Here is a 16,113-nt window from a genome sequence, read left to right as displayed (position 1 = left end):
ACGGATAGATTGCCCCCTTACTTATTTACCATTGCATTATATGAAAATACGGTACAATGTCAATACATTTTAACAAAAAAAAATGAAAGTGCACGGATATCGTTGCACTTTCATACAGAATTCACATTTCTTATTGTTTGCTTTCGAAGTAAGCTTCGATATCTGAAACCTCACGGATTATTTGTGGGGCAAGATCTTCGTTGCTTTCTTCAGTTACCAAGACATCTGTTTCAATACGGATTCCGATGCCTTCTTCAGCGATGTAAAGGCCTGGTTCATTGGTGATAACATTACCAGCTTGGAGCGGCTCCTCACGGTCAATCCAGACATCGTGAGTATCTAACCCCAATGAGTGTCCAATACCGTGATAGTAGTAACGTGAGACGTCTTGAGGGTCTTCTATGAGCCCCAATTGGATACATCCCTCAGCAAGATACTCTTTTGCAAGATCATTCAATGTTTTAATGCTAATGCCTGGACGAATTGCTTCATTAACTGCATGGAACGTATCCAAGACAACTTGATAAACATCACGTTGACGATCTGTAAATTTACCGTTGATTGGGAATGTTCGAGAAATATCTCCACCATAGCCATTAACACGGATTCCTAAATCGAATAAGACAAGGTCTCCATCTAATAGTTCTTGATTATTTTCGATATAGTGGAGGACTGTTGCATTTTTTCCTCCGGCTAAAATCGTATCAAACATCAAGTCACCGTGTTGCTTCATACCTTCATAGTAGAAACGAGCGGCAACATCATTTTCATTATTTCCTGGTTTCACTTCTTCAAGAGCACCCATGATGGCATCATTTGTAACAACAAGTGCATGCTTAATCGCTTCAACTTCTTCTGGAAGTTTGACCATTCGTAGTCTAACAAGTTCTTCAAAGATATTAACAACGCGATCTTCACTCACAAAATCCACAAATGCCAAACCAGAACCGTGGAATTCTTCTGTTATTGTATCGTGATCAAAATCCAGACCGATTTGTACGTCTCGTTCCATGACCGAATTTACAAAAGCATCAAATTCATCGAAGTATCGAATATCTTCAATTCCAGAAATGAGTTGTGCCTCTTCTTCAGTCATGTAGTGACCGACCCATTTTTCCATATTAGGATCAATTTCGCGAAGGAACAACGTCACATCTTGGGTAGTCTTATCAAATACAACTACAGCCTCTGGTTCTTGAATCCCTGTTGCATAGTAGAAATTACGGTTTGCTTGAAATGGATACTGTGCATCTGCTGATTTGCGCACACCTTTACCACTAAATAAGAACGTTACAGTATTTTTGGGTAGTGCGTTCATAATATTTTCACGAATTGTGATGTATGTTTGACTATTCATATACAATCTCCTTTGGATAGAAAACCTTTCGATCTTCTTTATCTTCCCCTTGCACAAATCCCCTTACAATCGATGATGCTTCAGATAACTCAACGAGGTCACCTTTGATCGATACATAAATTCCTGAATTTGTGTCTTCTTTGCGATATGGCTTTTGATACAAGGTCTGTGTTGTGAAATCCTCAACAACATAATAACTCGCATCATATCCATTCTGTGTCGTTGCCCGACGAATTTTTTCAAGTTGGTTCGTTCCCGTTAAATCTTCATATTGAAAGAGAACTCGATTTAAAAGACGTAACGCTAAGTCTTTTAAAATTGGATCATCACTGTCTGTAAGCACAGTGAAACCATGGGTAACCGCTGGCTCATCAAGTTTGAAATGGTCTTCAAGTGATATTTCTGTATTATTCAAAAATGGCTTGAAGAACGCAACGCAATCCAATAATTCTGGATTGGTTGTCATCAAATCACGCATTCTTAAGAAGATTGAAAGTAAAATTCCTTCAAAACTTCGTGATGCAGGGTGAAGATAAACTTGCCAGTACATTTGATACCGCGCCATGATGTAATCTTCAACCGCATGAATGCCACTTTCTTTCATGACGATACGATCGCCTTCCAACTTCATAGTTCGAAGAATTCGTTGTAGGTCAAATTCTCCATAACTAACGCCTGTGAAGTATGAATCACGCAATAGATAATCCATACGATCGGCATCAAGTTGACTTGAAATAATCTGTGTTAATAATGTTCGTTCATGGCGATGCGCAATAATATCACTCACAATGTCCGGTAGATCAGGACTCGCCTGTTTTAAAATCCGATTAATTTCAGACGGCTCACGGATAATTCGATCTGTGAATGTTTCATGGTGAACCGAGGTTACGGATTCAAACGCATGCGAAAAAGGACCATGGCCAACATCATGCAAAAGCCCTGCACAAAGAAGGGCAATTTGCTCTTCTTCGGACAGACTTTCTTTCAGACCACTAACTTTTTCAATCATTTGGCGTACGACTTCATAGACTCCTAATGAGTGAGAAAACCGTGAGTGTTCCGCAGTATGATAAACCATGTAGGTACCGCCCAATTGGTGGATTCGACGGAGTCGTTGGAATTCTGGTGCGTTAATCAGATCCCAGATTACTTGGTAATTTACATGGATATACCCGTGAACCGTGTCACGCATCACTTTCTGTTCAGCACAGCGTTTATTAAGCGTTGACATAAGTTTCTAAACGTTTTTTAACCACATCATAACCTGTTAAGTATAACGCACTCATGAGATCAGGTCCGTGTGATTGATGGGTAGCACTGACACGAAGGCCCATAAATAATGGTTTTCCTTTAAGTTCAGTTTCTTTTTTAGTTGCGTTAAATGCTTCTTTAAGTGCTTCAACTGACCACGCTTCTGGTAGGTTTTTCAAGAATGATGCAGCCACTGTTTTAGTTGTTTCCCATGAAAGCACTTCTTCTTCAGCTTCTGTAATAACTGGCTCATTGAAGAAACTATCAATCAAACTTCCAATTTCTGAACCATATTGCGTTTGGTCTTTATAGAGTAACAAGAGTTTCTCGACCCATGCTTCATCTTTTGATGCAAGATCATGACTTGCAGCAGCATAAGGTCTCACAAATTCAAGCCATTCAGCATCTGATTTTTCTTTTAGGTATTGGTGATTCATCCATGTTAATTTGGTGACATCAAACATAGACGGTGCTTTTGATAAACGGGATTCATCAAATTCAGCAATTAATTCTTCTTTGGTGAAGAGTTCCTTCTCACCTTTTGGTGACCATCCAAGAAGTGCCATAAAGTTAAACATTGCTTCTGGAAGATATCCTTGATCTTTATATTGACTGATAAACTGCATCACTGAGTTATCACGTTTTGAGAGTTTTTTGCCGTTCTCGTTAACGATAAGTGTCATGTGACCATATCGTGGAATTTCCCAATTGAACATCTCAAAAATCATCATTTGTTTTGGTGTATTCGAAATATGCTCTTCGCCACGGAATACATGTGATATTTCCATCAAGTGATCATCAATTACAACAGCAAAGTTATACGTTGGAATCCCATTTGATTTAACGATTACCCAGTCACCAATATCCTTAGATTCAAAAGTGATTTCACCACGTACCATGTCGTCAAACGTGTACGTTTGATCTTCTGGAACATGGAGACGAATTGAATGTTGGCGTCCTTCAGCTTCATAAGCAGCTTTCGTAGTTGCATCAAGATGTAAGCATTTTTGATTGTATCGTGTTGATGCATATCCAGCTGCTTTTTGACGATTATAGTCTTCTTCGAGTTCTTCTGAAGTACAGTAGCATTTATATGCATGTCCACTTTCAAGTAGTTTTTCTGTATATTCTCGATAGATATCCAAACGTTCCATTTGACGGTATGGCGCATATTTCGGGTTGGGTTTATCAGGAGACTCATCTGCTTCAATCCCTAACCAATTTAAGAAATATGTTTGTGACGCTTCGCCACCTTCAACATTACGTTCTACATCTGTATCTTCGATACGTAATACGAAATCTCCCCCATAGTGTTTTGCAATTAAATAGTCAAACAACGCTGTACGCGCGTTTCCGATATGTAAAAACCCAGTTGGGCTTGGTGCATATCTAACTCGAACTCTTTCCATATTTTTACCTCTTTTCAAAAACATTGCATTTATTATATCACGTTCTGTGTTTTCCCTACAATTTAAGTATGTGCTTTTACATGGTTTACCTTGTATTTTCACGTGATATGTTTGTATATTTCAACGAAAACAAAAAGATTGATACATTGTGAAGTTGTCAAACAAAAGTAGACAGACATAAAAACTAGAAGCCCTTATCCAATTTATATTGGATAGGGGTTTTATAATTAAGACAATATGCTGGTCTTTCGTTGTTGAAGTATTCTACATATTTCTCAATGAAATTTTCAAAGTCATTAATTTTCCAGTATTGGAAGTCACATGCCATTTCTGCTTTAATCCATCGATTTAAAGATTCAATAATTGGATTATCTGTAGGTGTTCCGGAACGCGACATTGATCTTTTTATGTTATAATTTTCATGAGCTTTAAAGTATGCTTTAGAGTGATAGACAGCTCCTTGATCTGTGTGAAGTATCGTGGGAGTTGTCTTTTTATGTTTCTCTATAAGCTTAAGAAGATCATCTAAACATTTATAATATGGCTTTGGGTCGCCTGCCGTACGTGACAGAGCAGAGCTAATAATCTCATTATTAAAAGTATCTATCATGAGTGTCCACTCGTAGTTAACGCCTTTATTTCTTATGTGAGTCATATCTGACACAATAATCTCGAGTGGTTCAGATGCATCCCAATTATTCTTCACTATATTTGGATAAATGAGACTTTCATCGCCGGATTTCTTATATTGATAATGTTTTGCTTTTGATTTTATACTTAGTTGTTTGCAGCATTTATGAACGAGATTATCTGAAAAATAAAAATCCAATTCATTATTTTTTCGAACGACTGAAGCAATATCATGATACCCATAGCTTGGATAACGATGATGACAGTCGCTAATACAAAAATTTAGAATTTTGCGATTGGCTTCATATCTATTATAAGTACCTTTTCTTCTGAGCCATTTATAGTAGCCCGACCGATTGATGTTCATGATTGATAGAATAAATGTAATAGGGTATTGATTTGATAAATTATATGCTATTTCATATTCCAGTCTTTTGAAGTAACGAACTCCTTGTTTGCACCAACTCCTTTCACTAAATACCCTTTTTTTAACCGTTCGATCTCTATGTCACGCCTCAATATTTCTAATTCTAAGCGTTCGACTTCTGTAAGTGACTTACTCGAATGTAGAGCAGCAAATTGGTTACCTGTTTTCTTCTGATTGACTAGACCCTCTTCACCTTTTTCAAGGAATCTATATATCCACCCCCGAACAGTGCCCAACGGAATATCCTTTTTATTTGCGATTTGAGGCATACTCAAGTGTTCATCCAAATATAAAGATATTACGTGTGCTCGATCTTCGTAAGTCCATTTTCTATTTTTACCACCCTTGGGTCTTCCCATAAGAAATCCTCCTATATAAATATAATTATTACACAGAAAAAGTAGACATGTTTTTTTTACATGTCTACTTTTAGTTTACAACTTCAACATTGTACCAACCTTTTCTTATTGATTGTTTTAACGGTCCAACAGCATCGCAACGCCCATTCCACCACCAATACATAGTGATGCAACACCGCGTTTTGAGTCGGATCGAAGCATTTCATAGATAAGTGTAACCATAATACGTGCTCCAGAAGCTCCAATTGGATGCCCCAAAGAGATTGCACCACCGTTCACATTAACTTTATTAGCATCAATGTTTAAATCACGAATAACCGCTAATGACTGTGCGGCAAATGCTTCGTTTAATTCAAAACGATCAACACTGTTTAAATCAATCTTTGTTTTTTCAACGAGTTTTGAAACCGCAAGATAGGGTGCATATCCCATAATTGAAGGATCCATACCAATTTCCGCAAACCCATTAATAGTTGCCAGAATTTCAAGATTCATAGCTTCTGCTTTTTCTCGGCTCATAATAACCAACGCAGCTGCTCCATCATTAACTCCAGATGCATTTCCTGCAGTTACAGAACCACCCTCACGAAAACTTGGTTTTAATTTCTGAAGTCCTTCAAGTGTTGAGTTATGACGAATGTATTCATCTTCCTCAAAAATCCCTTTTTTTGTTTCTACAGGTACAATTTCTGCTTTAAAGATACCTTCGCGTTGTGCTTTGCTTGCACGAAGTTGAGATTCCAATGCAAATGCATCTTGGTCTTCGCGGGTCACATTGAATTGATCCGCAACATGCTCTGCTGTCATTCCCATTAATTCTTGTGTAAAGGCATCCGTAAATCCATCAACTGTTATCGTGTCCTGTGTTTCAAGATTCCGCATTTTCGAACCGAATCGACCGTTTTTTACAATATGTGGGGCCTGTGATAGGTTTTCAAAACCTCCCACAACTGCAATATCACTTTCTCCCAGCAAAATTGACTGCATTCCAAGATGAATTGACTTCATCCCAGAACCGCACATTTCATTGATTGTCATCGCTGGTGTGCTGTATGGAATTCCCGCATGAACGGATGCTTGTCGCGCTGGGTTTTGGCCCAACCCCGACTGAATCACGTTTCCCATAACAACATAATCAACGTCTTCCGGCTTGATTCGTGCACGATTCATCGCTTCTTTTATTACGGCAGTCCCGATTTCTACGGCTGTGGTTCCAATGAGGCTTCCCCCAAATTTCCCAATAGCAGTACGGGCCGCGCCTACAATTACTACGTCGCGCAAATAGATCACTCCTTTTTGTTTTATAGTGTTAGCCTGTATATTATACCTTTTGTTTAATCCAAAAACAAAACTTTTCGTATTCTTTGCCTATTTGGGCAAATCTCCGTATAATAGTTTTACTATTAAAAGGAGTACTTTATGAAAATAGGTATTGATAAAATCGGGTTCTATTCTCCAGAATATTTTCTGGATATGGCCGATTTAGCTACAGCGCGTAACGCTGACGTGAACAAGTATACCATTGGACTTGGACAAGATAGAATGGCAATGCCTCCTATCACACAAGATACCATAACCATGGCTGCGAATGCCGCCGTTGGAATCTTATCTGAAGAAGATTTAGAAGCAATCGACTTGGTTATCTTAGGTACCGAAAGTGGCACCGACCAGTCAAAAGCAGGTGCGACTGCAATCCACCATTTATTGGGTATTAACCCCTATGCTCGTGCAATCGAAATGAAACAAGCTTGTTATGCTGCAACGGCAGGAATTCAACTTGCAAAAGGTCATATTGCACTAAACCCTACCAAAAAGGCTCTGATTATCGCATCAGATATTTCCAAATACGGCTTAAATTCAGGTGGTGAACCGACACAAGGTGCCGGTGCTGTTGCAATTTTAATTGCTGCAAATCCACGCATTATGAGTTTGGATAATGATGCCGCATATTTTACCGATGATATTTTGGATTTCTGGCGTCCAAATTACAGCGATTATGCATTTGTCGATGGGCAGTATTCGAACGAACAATATCAACGCTTCTTTGAAGCAACATTTAATCGCTATATGGAGAATACAGGTCGCACACTTGATGATTTCAGCGCATTGACATTCCATATTCCGTATACCAAACTAGGACTTAAATCACTACGTATGGTCGCAGATATAGATACTCGCCCCGATCTGTTTGAGAATTTTAATTACGCTACTTACTACAACCGAACGGTTGGAAATATTTACACAGGTTCGCTCTATTTGAGTCTTATTTCATTACTGGAAAAAGGGTCATTAGCCGCAGGTTCGCGAATTGGATTGTTTAGTTACGGTTCAGGAGCCGTTGGAGAATTCTTCAGTGGTGTTCTTGAGGACGGTTACAAAGACCAACTTGTTTCAGATCATCAAACCATGATTGATGCCCGCAAACGCCTATCGATTCATGCCTATGAAGTGATGTATAATGTATCGTTAATTAAAGATGGTTCCCACCAAATCTTGGATACAACCCACGAAACATCACCATTCTATCTTAAAGAAATCAAACACCACAAACGCATTTATAATAAATAAGAGGAGCTTTCGCTCCTTTTTTGTTTGTTTTTTATTCGTTATGTTGTGATTTTATCACCTTAATACACAAAGTTTCATGTGTTATGGCTCATTGATATAAGCAATTGTTAGTTCAATCATCGTTTGCGCAAGCATTATCAATACCCGTTCATCAGCTTCAAATTTAGGATTATGTAAAAAATATGGAGATGGCGTTGCCGACGATCCTACAAATAGAAACGCACCTGGAATTTTTTTTAAATACGTTGCGAAATCTTCTGAGAATGGTACAGGTTCAATTGCTTCAACCGTATCAAGAAAGGCTGCTTTTTTAAGAACTGGAATTATCTTCGATACCACTTCAGGATGATTTACAAGTGCTGGGTATCCTCCTAAATGATTCATTTGGACCTCTACCTTGTACATAGCGGCAATACCATGACACAGTGCTTCAAGTTCTGATTCAAGAGATTTTTCAACACTTTCCTCGAAATAACGCGTGCTTAAAGCAAGATGAACATGCTCCTGGATGACGTTATCAGCGCCTTTCCCTTCAAACGATCCGATGGTAATTACGGCTGGTTTTTGAGGATCAATACGGCGAGACACAATGCTTTGGCTCGCTACAACAAATTGACTTGCAGCAACAATGGCATCATTCGCTAGATGTGGCGATGCCCCATGACCACCTAAACCAGTAATATCAACTGTGATTGCGGCATTACCGGCCATCATTGATGCCTTCGCATAGCGGATGGTTCCGAGCTTTTCATCAGGCATAACATGTGCTCCGTAAATACGAGTTACGTCATCAAGAAGTCCGGAATTCATGAAATCTACAGCACCCCCTGGAGGTGTTTCTTCGGCATGTTGATGAATAATCTTGATAGTAATCGGTAACTGGTCACGTAGCGTGATGAGGCTATCAGCAGCGATCATAAGAGCTGCTGTATGTAAATCATGACCACACGCATGCATAATACCATCATGTTGAGACTTAAACGAACTCTCGACTAACTCTTGCATTGGCAAGGCGTCAAAGTCTGCTCGCAATGCGAGGACGCGTTCTGATTTTCCTGGGTTAATCGTAACTACAAAACCGTGACGCTCTGAAATCGTATCTATTTGTACAGGTTTTCCCGCATAGAAGTTTTTAATGTATGCTGCTGTCTCAACTTCTGCGAATGATAGTTCTGGAAATTGATGGAGATGCCGACGGATTGCAATCATTTCATCCATCCGGTCCTCAATCATTTTTAATAATAATGCTTTCATAACGTCTCCTTAAATAAAAGTACCGCCGCAGCGGTACTTGATTATAGTTTGTGGAATGCTTCGACATCTACAACAAATACTGTTGCACCACCCACTTGAACTTCAACTGGGAATGAGGCATAGCGTCCGATGTCATAAGATGCTGTGGAAGGAACCACTTCGGTGCGTTTTTTACCTTCACGACCGATAATCTCTAAACAAGAATCAACACGATCATCATCACAACCAATAATTAGAGTTGTGTTACCTGCTCGTAGGAATCCTCCTGTCGTTGCAAGACGTGTTACTTGGAAATTCTCTTTGTTTAGCGCTGTTGAAACAGATGAACTATCATCGTTTGATACAATTGCGAGTACTAATTTCATAAGTATTCTCCCCTCTTATTACGTTTATTATAACACAAAGAAAAATATCACAAGTCAATGACTTGCGATATTTGGTGAATTTTTTGTTAAGTTTAGTTATTAAAGCGGAAATGGACAATATCGCCATCTTTCATGACATACTCTTTACCTTCCGAACGTAGTTTCCCAGCTTCTTTAACGACTTGTTCGGAACCGAGTTCCACAAGATCATTAACATGGTAGACTTCCGCACGAATAAATCCTTTTTCAAAATCAGTATGGATTACTCCAGCACATTGTGGTGCCTTCATGCCTTCAGTAAATGTCCAAGCACGAATTTCTTTCGGACCTGCTGTAAAGAAAGTGCGCAAGCTTAGAATATCGTAGACGTTTCGTACTAAAACGTCAAGACCACTCTCTTCGACACCAAGTTCACTTAAGAACTCATCTCGTTCTTCATCCGCAAGACTTGACAAGTCTTCTTCTACTTTTGCACATACAGTAACAACACGACTATCTCGTGCCTCAGCATATGCTTTAACTTTTTGATACATTTCATTTTCTTCAACATTTGCGATACTATCTTCATCAACGTTCGCAACATAGATTACAGGTTTGATCGTTAGAAAGTGGAATGTACGAATTAACTTCATTTCATCATCGGTTAGTGACAAATCAGAAAGCGGACGGTTGTCTTCAAGCACTGCTTTACACTTATCAAGAACTTTAAGTTCGTTCTGTGCATCTTTATCGTTTGATTTCGCTTTACGGCCGACACGATTTAATCGATTTTCAACTGATTGTAAATCGGCAAGCATCAATTCAATTTCTATAATTTCGATATCAGAGATTGGATCTCCGACAACCCCGTGTTCATGCACGATATCTGGATTTGCAAAGCAACGAACGACGTGCGCGATTGCATCCACTTCACGAATGTTTGAAAGGAACTGGTTTCCTAAACCTTCCCCTTTTGATGCACCCTTTACAAGTCCTGCAATATCAGTAAATTCAAATGTTGTTGGAATAATTTTTTCAGATTCAATTTTACTTCGAATATCTTCCAAGCGTTTGTCGTTTACTTTAACGACACCCACGTTGGGTTCAATTGTCGCAAACGGATAGTTCGCTGCTTCAACTTGTGATTTTGTAATTGCGTTAAATAGTGTTGATTTTCCAACGTTTGGTAAACCAACAATTCCTGCTGTTAATGCCATATTTATGCCTCATTTCTTTCAATTATTTTTTTGAGTTTCTTTTCAAATTCGTGGCGTTCCATCATGATGACAGCACCACAGCCTTCACATTTTATTTTAATATCCGCACCCATACGTGTAATTTTGAAGTATTGTGATTTTTTACAGGGATGGTCTTTTTTCATCTGAACGATATCACCAAGGCCATATTCTTTTTTAATCATAGGGTCTCCTTATTATTGCGCATGATGCGCACGGTATGCTTGCAGTGTGTTTTCCAATAAACTTGCGATAGTCATCGGACCAACACCTTTCGGTACTGGTGTCGCATAAGCAACTTTTTCATATGCTTTTGGATCAACATCTCCCACAATCTTGCCATCAATACGATGAATTCCAACATCCACCAATACTTGATGTGATTGAACTTGAGATGCCTTAATGAAGTTTGGTTGCCCAATCGCTACAACTACAATGTCACTATCTTGAATCAACGCATCGAGATTTTGAGTGCGAGAATGTGCTAGGGTAACTGTTGCATTTGCATGGGTTAGGAGTGTCGCAATGGGTTTCCCCACAAGACGACTTCGCCCAATGACAAGCGCTCGTTTGCCTGTTACATCAATATGATACCAGTTCAATAAGCGCATAATCCCTTTGGGTGTACACGAAACGAACTGAGGGCGTTTAATTTCCAATAGGCCAACATTAAGTGGATGAAGTCCATCAACATCTTTACGTGGGCTGATGGCATCCACAATTATGTCTTCATTGATATGTTTTGGTAATGGCAGTTGGACGAGAATTCCATCTACATCTGCATCATCGTTTAAGGCATGGATATGACGTAGTACATCATCTTCAGACGTATTTTCTTCTAGGCGAATGGTATTGGAAATCATCCCAACTGCACTCGCTTGCTTCATTTTCGAATTTACATAGGTTTCAGAAGCTGGATCGTTCCCTACCAAGATAACTGAAAGTGATGGGGCGCGGTTTCCTAGCATCGTAATCTCAGAAACTTCTTGTGCAATTTGTTTTCGAATTTCTTTCGAAACATGCAAACCATCAAGACGTGTACTCATACTTATCCCTCCTTAGCGATTTCCACCCATAATAATATCACACCTTAAATGACCTTACCATCTTTGATCGTTAGAATCACGGTAACCGGTCCATCATTGTCTAATATGACGTTCATATGGTGTTGAAACTTGCCTGTTTGAACCTCAATCCCATGCGCTCTAAGTTTCGCATTAAACTGTTCAAAATATTCATTTGCCAACTCTGGACGCATTGCACCAATAAAACTGGGGCGATTTCCTTTGCGGGCATCGGCTGCAAGTGTAAACTGTGAGATTGATAGAATTTTTCCACCGACATCTTGAATGCTCCGGTTCATCTTACCGTCGGTATCTTCAAAAAGGCGAATTTGCGCAATTTTATCCGCTGCTTTTTGGATATCACGTTCGTCATCATCGACTTCAATCCCTACCAGTAACATAAAGCCCTCTTGAATCGCTCCAACACTTTCCGAATCAACAATAACTTTTGCTTCTTTAACTTTCTGAATTACTATTTTCATGGTGTCACCTCTATGCCTTATTTTACATGAATCATGATACAATATATACAAGGAGATTTGTATGAATAAACCTTTAGCACATACTGTGAGACCACAAACTATTGATGAAATTGCCGGCCAAGACCACTTACTCGGGGAAGGTCAAATTTTACGCAATCTTGTCACCAACAAAGAAATTCCATCCATGATTTTTTTCGGTCCTCCGGGCACTGGAAAGACCACTACAGCGATGGCAATCGCAAACACTTTAGGACGTCCGTTTCGACTTTTCAATGCGGTCACTGATAATAAGAAAAAATTAGATCAGTTATTTGTTGAGGCCGAGATGAGTCAAGGACTTGTTGTGATTATTGACGAAGTCCACCGCCTCAACAAAGACAAACAAGATGTCCTTTTACCTCATATTGAAAGTGGGCTCATTACGATGATTGGAGCAACAACCGCCAATCCTTATTTTTCGATTAATCCAGCAATCCGTTCACGTGTTCACTTATTCGAATTTAATCCGATTGATACCACGCATTTAGAAGCTGTTCTTAAACGTGCTTTCAAGCATTATCCGGATAAATCGATTGATGATGATGTCATTGCAACCATCGCTAAAAGCGCAAACGGTGATGCTCGTTATGCTTTAAACGCCTTGGAAATTCTGACCAAATCAACATTAGATACAGACCTCACAGCACAGCATCTTAACGCACTTTCTTTATCCATGAATATTTCAATGGATAAAGATTCTGATAATTACTACGATACTTTAAGCGCCTTCCAAAAGTCGATTCGTGGAAGCGATGTTGATGGTGCCTTATATTATCTCGCTAAGTTAATCCAAGTCGGGGATTTTGATTCCATTGAACGCCGCTTGATTACGATTGCCTACGAAGATATCGGTCTAGCTAATCCTGCATTATGTGCACGTGTCGCTGAAGCAGTTGCTGCCGCACGCAGAATCGGTTTTCCAGAAGCACGGATTCCGTTAAGTGTCGTCGTTATTGAGTGCGCCTTATCCCCAAAATCCAAGAGTGCCGAACATGGCATTGATCGTGCCTTAGATACAGTTCGTAATACCGCGTACCAAGTTCCTAAATATTTGCGCTTGAATGCTGTCGGGGTCGATCCGATTGATATGTACGATTATGATCGTGCCGATTTATGGAATAAAATCCAGTACTTGCCCAATGAACTTAAAGATACTGAGTTCTATATCCCTGGAAATGAAAACTCTGCCGAGAAAACCTACAGTGCCAATCGCACTGCACTTAAGAAGATTAAGCGTACGAACAATTTACGTAAGTTGAAACAAAAAGTATGAGATTTGACTTTTTCGTTATCCACTTGTACACTTATTTTGACTAGAGAGGTAGCACATCGCTAAACTGGTGAATCAATTGGGACAATTTCTTATTATTTAAAATCAAATATTTAATAAGGAGGAGTTTTCTAATGTTTACTTTTAGTCTCAACACTAAGACAAAAGAAGGACGTGAACTTGTCACGTCTTTTTCTATGTCTGTAAATCAACATGACCGCATCGCTCTCATCGGTGAAGAAGGCAATGGCAAGAGTGTCTTTTTAAAAACACTTATCCAGCACCCTGATGTAATGGATCTTGAAATCCAACGGTCAATATCACAACCAAATCTTGTTTTTGGCTACGTATCCCAAGATGTATCACTGGGCGATCTTGATCTCAGTGTACTCGAATTCGCATTAAATAATCAGTGGGATCGTTACGCCGTATTTCTCAAACTATTTCATAAACTTTTACCCAATCTTACGGAAGAAGATTTTGACCGTACACTTGCCACCTTAAGTGGTGGTGAGCGTGTCAAGTTACAGTTGGTCAAACTCATGCTCGAAGATGTCGATGTTTACGTTCTTGATGAACCTACCAATAATCTCGATGTCGATACCTTGCAATGGCTCGAAGCTTGGATGCTAGAACAAGATGCGCCGATTCTCTTTGTATCGCATGACGTTACACTCATCACTCATACTGCAAATCGTATTATCCACTTTGAGTTACTCAACAAAAAGACCACGCAACAAATCACACTCTTTGAAGGATCGTACGCAGATTATTGGGATATTCGCCAACGAAAAATTGCCCATCATAACCAAATTGTCGCAAGTCAAGAACGTGAACACAAAAGACAACTTGATACGTGGCAGCAACAGTATCAAAAAGTAGGACATCAATTGCAAAACGTCAATCGGGCAGACCCAGGACTTCAAAAGAAAATGAAGAATCTTAAGGCCCAAAAGGCACGTTATGATAAACAGCCACATATCGAACAGCGTACTGTCGAGTCGCCAAGTACTTTTGTACTTGATACTGTCGCACCGATTTCACAGCGTCATCTTGTCGATGTGGATGTGTCTCACCCGATGATAGCTACGCCCATTCATTTTTCGATGACGAGCACCAGTAAGATTGCTTGCACAGGTTCGAATGGAATTGGAAAATCTACATTCATTAATTTATGGATCGAATCGCTCGCAACTTCCTCAATTACATATCAAGTCGTGTATCAAGATATTTGGAAAAACTTGGATTTATCGTTAAGTCCTTTGGATCATTGCGCACCCAGTGGCATGCGTGATGCCCTTGAATCAACACGAAATGCACTCTCACACTTGCGTTTTTCGCGTGAAGAAATGACACTTCCCTTGCATAAACTATCGGGAGGACAACGCACAAAGGTTGCCTTGCTCCATGCTATGAATCAATCACCCCAACTCTTAATTCTTGACGAACCAACGCGCAACCTCAGTCCAGACACGCAAAAGGAAGTCACCGGAATGCTTGAAGCATTTCCTGGAGCAATTTTTTGCATTACACACGATCGTGGATTGATGGCAGCCATTTTTGATACCTGTTTTACGCTAACTACCGAGGGATTCACGTCCTCCTCCACAAATTTTTAACCGCTTTATCACATTGAGAATGCTATAATGACTAAGATGTACAAAGAGGAGACATGTATGAAAAAACTGAGTGTATTGCTGATTCTCGGCATTTTGTTGGTGGGGTGTTCATCCAAACCCAAAGAAGAACCTGTTTCACCACCAGAAACAAAAAAAGAAACCGAAACAAAAACTAATTATAGTAAAGAGACCAATCCAGTTGCTACAATTACAATGACTAATGGCGATGTCATCACCGCTGAATTGTATCCTGAGGTTGCTCCAAATACCGTCAACAACTTTATCACGTTGGCAAGTAGTGGCTTTTATGATGGCGTTATTTTCCACCGGGTAATTCCGGGATTTATGATTCAAGGGGGAGACCCTGATGGAACTGGAATGGGTGGACCGGGTTATGGTATCAAAGGGGAATTCGCAAACAATGGCTTCCCAAATGATTTAAAACACAATCGTGGAGTGCTTTCAATGGCACGTGCGCAAGATCCAAACTCTGCAGGTTCACAATTCTTCATCATGCATAAAGATTCACCACACCTAGACAAAGACTATGCTGCATTCGGTATGGTCACTAGCGGCTTAGAAGTTGTCGATAAAATTGCTGCATTGGATCGTGATCGAAGTGATCGTCCAACAACAGACAGTGATAATGTTATCGCATCAATTACTGTCGATACTAAAGGTGTAACATATCCTGCACCTGAGAAAAATTAAAAGCTCCATACGGAGCTTTTTTTAGAGTAATAAGCGATTTATGTAAATCCCTGGATTTAATTCAAAAATCATCTACACGTAAAAACAAGCCCGA

16 protein-coding genes are annotated in these 16,113 nt (G+C 39.6%); 4 read left to right on the top strand and 12 right to left on the bottom strand.

Features of this window, described 5'->3' with window-relative positions; translation table 11 throughout:
- Positions 1 to 130: 130 nt before the first annotated feature.
- The 6 genes from GVV20_RS02480 to GVV20_RS02455 all read right to left on the bottom strand — a co-directional run bounded on the left by GVV20_RS02480 (position 131) and on the right by GVV20_RS02455 (position 6,714).
- Complete coding sequence (locus tag GVV20_RS02480) at positions 131 to 1,357, bottom strand: aminopeptidase P family protein (RefSeq protein ID WP_159741525.1); 1,227 nt, start codon at positions 1,355 to 1,357, stop codon at positions 131 to 133.
- Positions 1,350 to 2,588 carry an HD domain-containing protein gene (locus GVV20_RS02475; RefSeq protein ID WP_159741526.1) on the bottom strand — a complete coding sequence of 413 codons (1,239 nt, stop codon included), beginning with the start codon at positions 2,586 to 2,588 and terminating at the stop codon, positions 1,350 to 1,352. Before GVV20_RS02475 ends, GVV20_RS02480 begins: the two co-directional genes overlap by 8 nt.
- Positions 2,575 to 4,017, bottom strand: a complete 1,443-nt coding sequence (gene gltX, locus GVV20_RS02470; RefSeq protein WP_159741527.1) for a glutamate--tRNA ligase — start codon at positions 4,015 to 4,017, stop codon at positions 2,575 to 2,577. The genes GVV20_RS02475 and gltX overlap by 14 nt, the downstream gene beginning before the upstream one ends.
- A 184-nt stretch (positions 4,018 to 4,201) precedes the next feature.
- Entirely contained in the window at positions 4,202 to 5,065 is an 864-nt protein-coding gene (locus tag GVV20_RS02465; protein ID WP_236261776.1) for an IS3 family transposase, read from the bottom strand.
- On the bottom strand, positions 5,062 to 5,433 hold the full coding sequence (locus tag GVV20_RS02460; protein ID WP_159741528.1) for a helix-turn-helix domain-containing protein: 372 nt from the start codon (positions 5,431 to 5,433) through the stop codon (positions 5,062 to 5,064). The genes GVV20_RS02465 and GVV20_RS02460 overlap by 4 nt, the downstream gene beginning before the upstream one ends.
- 117 nt (positions 5,434 to 5,550) lie before the next feature.
- Entirely contained in the window at positions 5,551 to 6,714 is a 1,164-nt protein-coding gene (locus GVV20_RS02455; RefSeq protein WP_159812712.1) for an acetyl-CoA C-acetyltransferase, read from the bottom strand.
- 138 nt (positions 6,715 to 6,852) lie between these two features.
- Between GVV20_RS02455 and GVV20_RS02450 the strand changes: the two genes are divergently transcribed.
- Positions 6,853 to 8,001, top strand: coding sequence for a hydroxymethylglutaryl-CoA synthase (locus GVV20_RS02450; protein WP_159741595.1), 1,149 nt, complete (start codon positions 6,853 to 6,855; stop codon positions 7,999 to 8,001).
- An 81-nt stretch (positions 8,002 to 8,082) separates the two neighbouring features.
- On the opposite strand, the gene GVV20_RS02445 is transcribed toward GVV20_RS02450, so the two are convergent.
- From GVV20_RS02445 to dtd, 6 genes are all read right to left on the bottom strand, one after another.
- Positions 8,083 to 9,255: a M20 metallopeptidase family protein gene (locus GVV20_RS02445; RefSeq protein WP_159741596.1), complete on the bottom strand. Its 1,173-nt coding sequence runs from the start codon at positions 9,253 to 9,255 to the stop codon at positions 8,083 to 8,085.
- Positions 9,256 to 9,296: 41 nt separating this feature from the next.
- On the bottom strand, positions 9,297 to 9,620 hold the full coding sequence (locus GVV20_RS02440) for a cyclic-di-AMP receptor (protein WP_159638560.1): 324 nt from the start codon (positions 9,618 to 9,620) through the stop codon (positions 9,297 to 9,299).
- 92 nt (positions 9,621 to 9,712) lie between these two features.
- Positions 9,713 to 10,816 (bottom strand): redox-regulated ATPase YchF, encoded by a 1,104-nt coding sequence (gene ychF / locus GVV20_RS02435; RefSeq protein WP_159741597.1) that lies wholly within the window; start codon positions 10,814 to 10,816, stop codon positions 9,713 to 9,715.
- 2 nt (positions 10,817 to 10,818) lie between these two features.
- Positions 10,819 to 11,019, bottom strand: coding sequence for a DUF951 domain-containing protein (locus GVV20_RS02430; protein WP_159638564.1), 201 nt, complete (start codon positions 11,017 to 11,019; stop codon positions 10,819 to 10,821).
- Between the two features lie 12 nt (positions 11,020 to 11,031).
- Entirely contained in the window at positions 11,032 to 11,880 is an 849-nt protein-coding gene (locus tag GVV20_RS02425) for a bifunctional 5,10-methylenetetrahydrofolate dehydrogenase/5,10-methenyltetrahydrofolate cyclohydrolase (RefSeq protein ID WP_159741598.1), read from the bottom strand.
- 44 nt (positions 11,881 to 11,924) lie between these two features.
- Positions 11,925 to 12,380, bottom strand: coding sequence for a D-aminoacyl-tRNA deacylase (gene dtd, locus GVV20_RS02420; protein ID WP_159741303.1), 456 nt, complete (start codon positions 12,378 to 12,380; stop codon positions 11,925 to 11,927).
- 61 nt (positions 12,381 to 12,441) lie between these two features.
- On the opposite strand from dtd, the gene GVV20_RS02415 reads away from it, so the two are divergent.
- From GVV20_RS02415 to GVV20_RS02405, 3 genes are all read left to right on the top strand, one after another.
- Complete coding sequence (locus tag GVV20_RS02415; RefSeq protein WP_159741302.1) at positions 12,442 to 13,692, top strand: replication-associated recombination protein A; 1,251 nt, start codon at positions 12,442 to 12,444, stop codon at positions 13,690 to 13,692.
- 131 nt (positions 13,693 to 13,823) lie between these two features.
- A complete protein-coding gene (locus GVV20_RS02410; RefSeq protein ID WP_159741301.1) occupies positions 13,824 to 15,308 on the top strand; it encodes an ATP-binding cassette domain-containing protein in 1,485 nt (494 codons plus the stop codon).
- A 57-nt stretch (positions 15,309 to 15,365) separates the two neighbouring features.
- On the top strand, positions 15,366 to 16,019 hold the full coding sequence (locus tag GVV20_RS02405; RefSeq protein ID WP_159741300.1) for a peptidylprolyl isomerase: 654 nt from the start codon (positions 15,366 to 15,368) through the stop codon (positions 16,017 to 16,019).
- Positions 16,020 to 16,113 lie beyond the last annotated feature (94 nt).

The sequence above is a fragment of the Erysipelothrix aquatica genome, from assembly GCF_009828775.2.
Taxonomy (GTDB): domain Bacteria; phylum Bacillota_I; class Bacilli_A; order Erysipelotrichales; family Erysipelotrichaceae; genus Erysipelothrix; species Erysipelothrix aquatica.
This window is presented reverse-complemented; position numbering and strand designations above follow the sequence as displayed.

Excerpts from the sequence above, each read along its gene's own strand:
- GVV20_RS02425 (WP_159741598.1), bottom strand. The coding sequence starts at position 11,880 with ATGAGTACACGTCTTGATGGTTTGCATGTTTCGAAAGAAATTCGAAAA.
- dtd (WP_159741303.1), bottom strand. The coding sequence starts at position 12,380 with ATGAAAATAGTAATTCAGAAAGTTAAAGAAGCAAAAGTTATTGTTGAT.
- GVV20_RS02450 (WP_159741595.1), top strand. The coding sequence starts at position 6,853 with ATGAAAATAGGTATTGATAAAATCGGGTTCTATTCTCCAGAATATTTT.
- GVV20_RS02415 (WP_159741302.1), top strand. The coding sequence starts at position 12,442 with ATGAATAAACCTTTAGCACATACTGTGAGACCACAAACTATTGATGAA.
- GVV20_RS02430 (WP_159638564.1), bottom strand. The coding sequence starts at position 11,019 with ATGATTAAAAAAGAATATGGCCTTGGTGATATCGTTCAGATGAAAAAA.
- ychF (WP_159741597.1), bottom strand. The coding sequence starts at position 10,816 with ATGGCATTAACAGCAGGAATTGTTGGTTTACCAAACGTTGGAAAATCA.
- GVV20_RS02475 (WP_159741526.1), bottom strand. The coding sequence starts at position 2,588 with ATGTCAACGCTTAATAAACGCTGTGCTGAACAGAAAGTGATGCGTGAC.
- gltX (WP_159741527.1), bottom strand. The coding sequence starts at position 4,017 with ATGGAAAGAGTTCGAGTTAGATATGCACCAAGCCCAACTGGGTTTTTA.
- GVV20_RS02445 (WP_159741596.1), bottom strand. The coding sequence starts at position 9,255 with ATGAAAGCATTATTATTAAAAATGATTGAGGACCGGATGGATGAAATG.
- GVV20_RS02440 (WP_159638560.1), bottom strand. The coding sequence starts at position 9,620 with ATGAAATTAGTACTCGCAATTGTATCAAACGATGATAGTTCATCTGTT.
- GVV20_RS02480 (WP_159741525.1), bottom strand. The coding sequence starts at position 1,357 with ATGAATAGTCAAACATACATCACAATTCGTGAAAATATTATGAACGCA.
- GVV20_RS02410 (WP_159741301.1), top strand. The coding sequence starts at position 13,824 with ATGTTTACTTTTAGTCTCAACACTAAGACAAAAGAAGGACGTGAACTT.
- GVV20_RS02460 (WP_159741528.1), bottom strand. The coding sequence starts at position 5,433 with ATGGGAAGACCCAAGGGTGGTAAAAATAGAAAATGGACTTACGAAGAT.
- GVV20_RS02405 (WP_159741300.1), top strand. The coding sequence starts at position 15,366 with ATGAAAAAACTGAGTGTATTGCTGATTCTCGGCATTTTGTTGGTGGGG.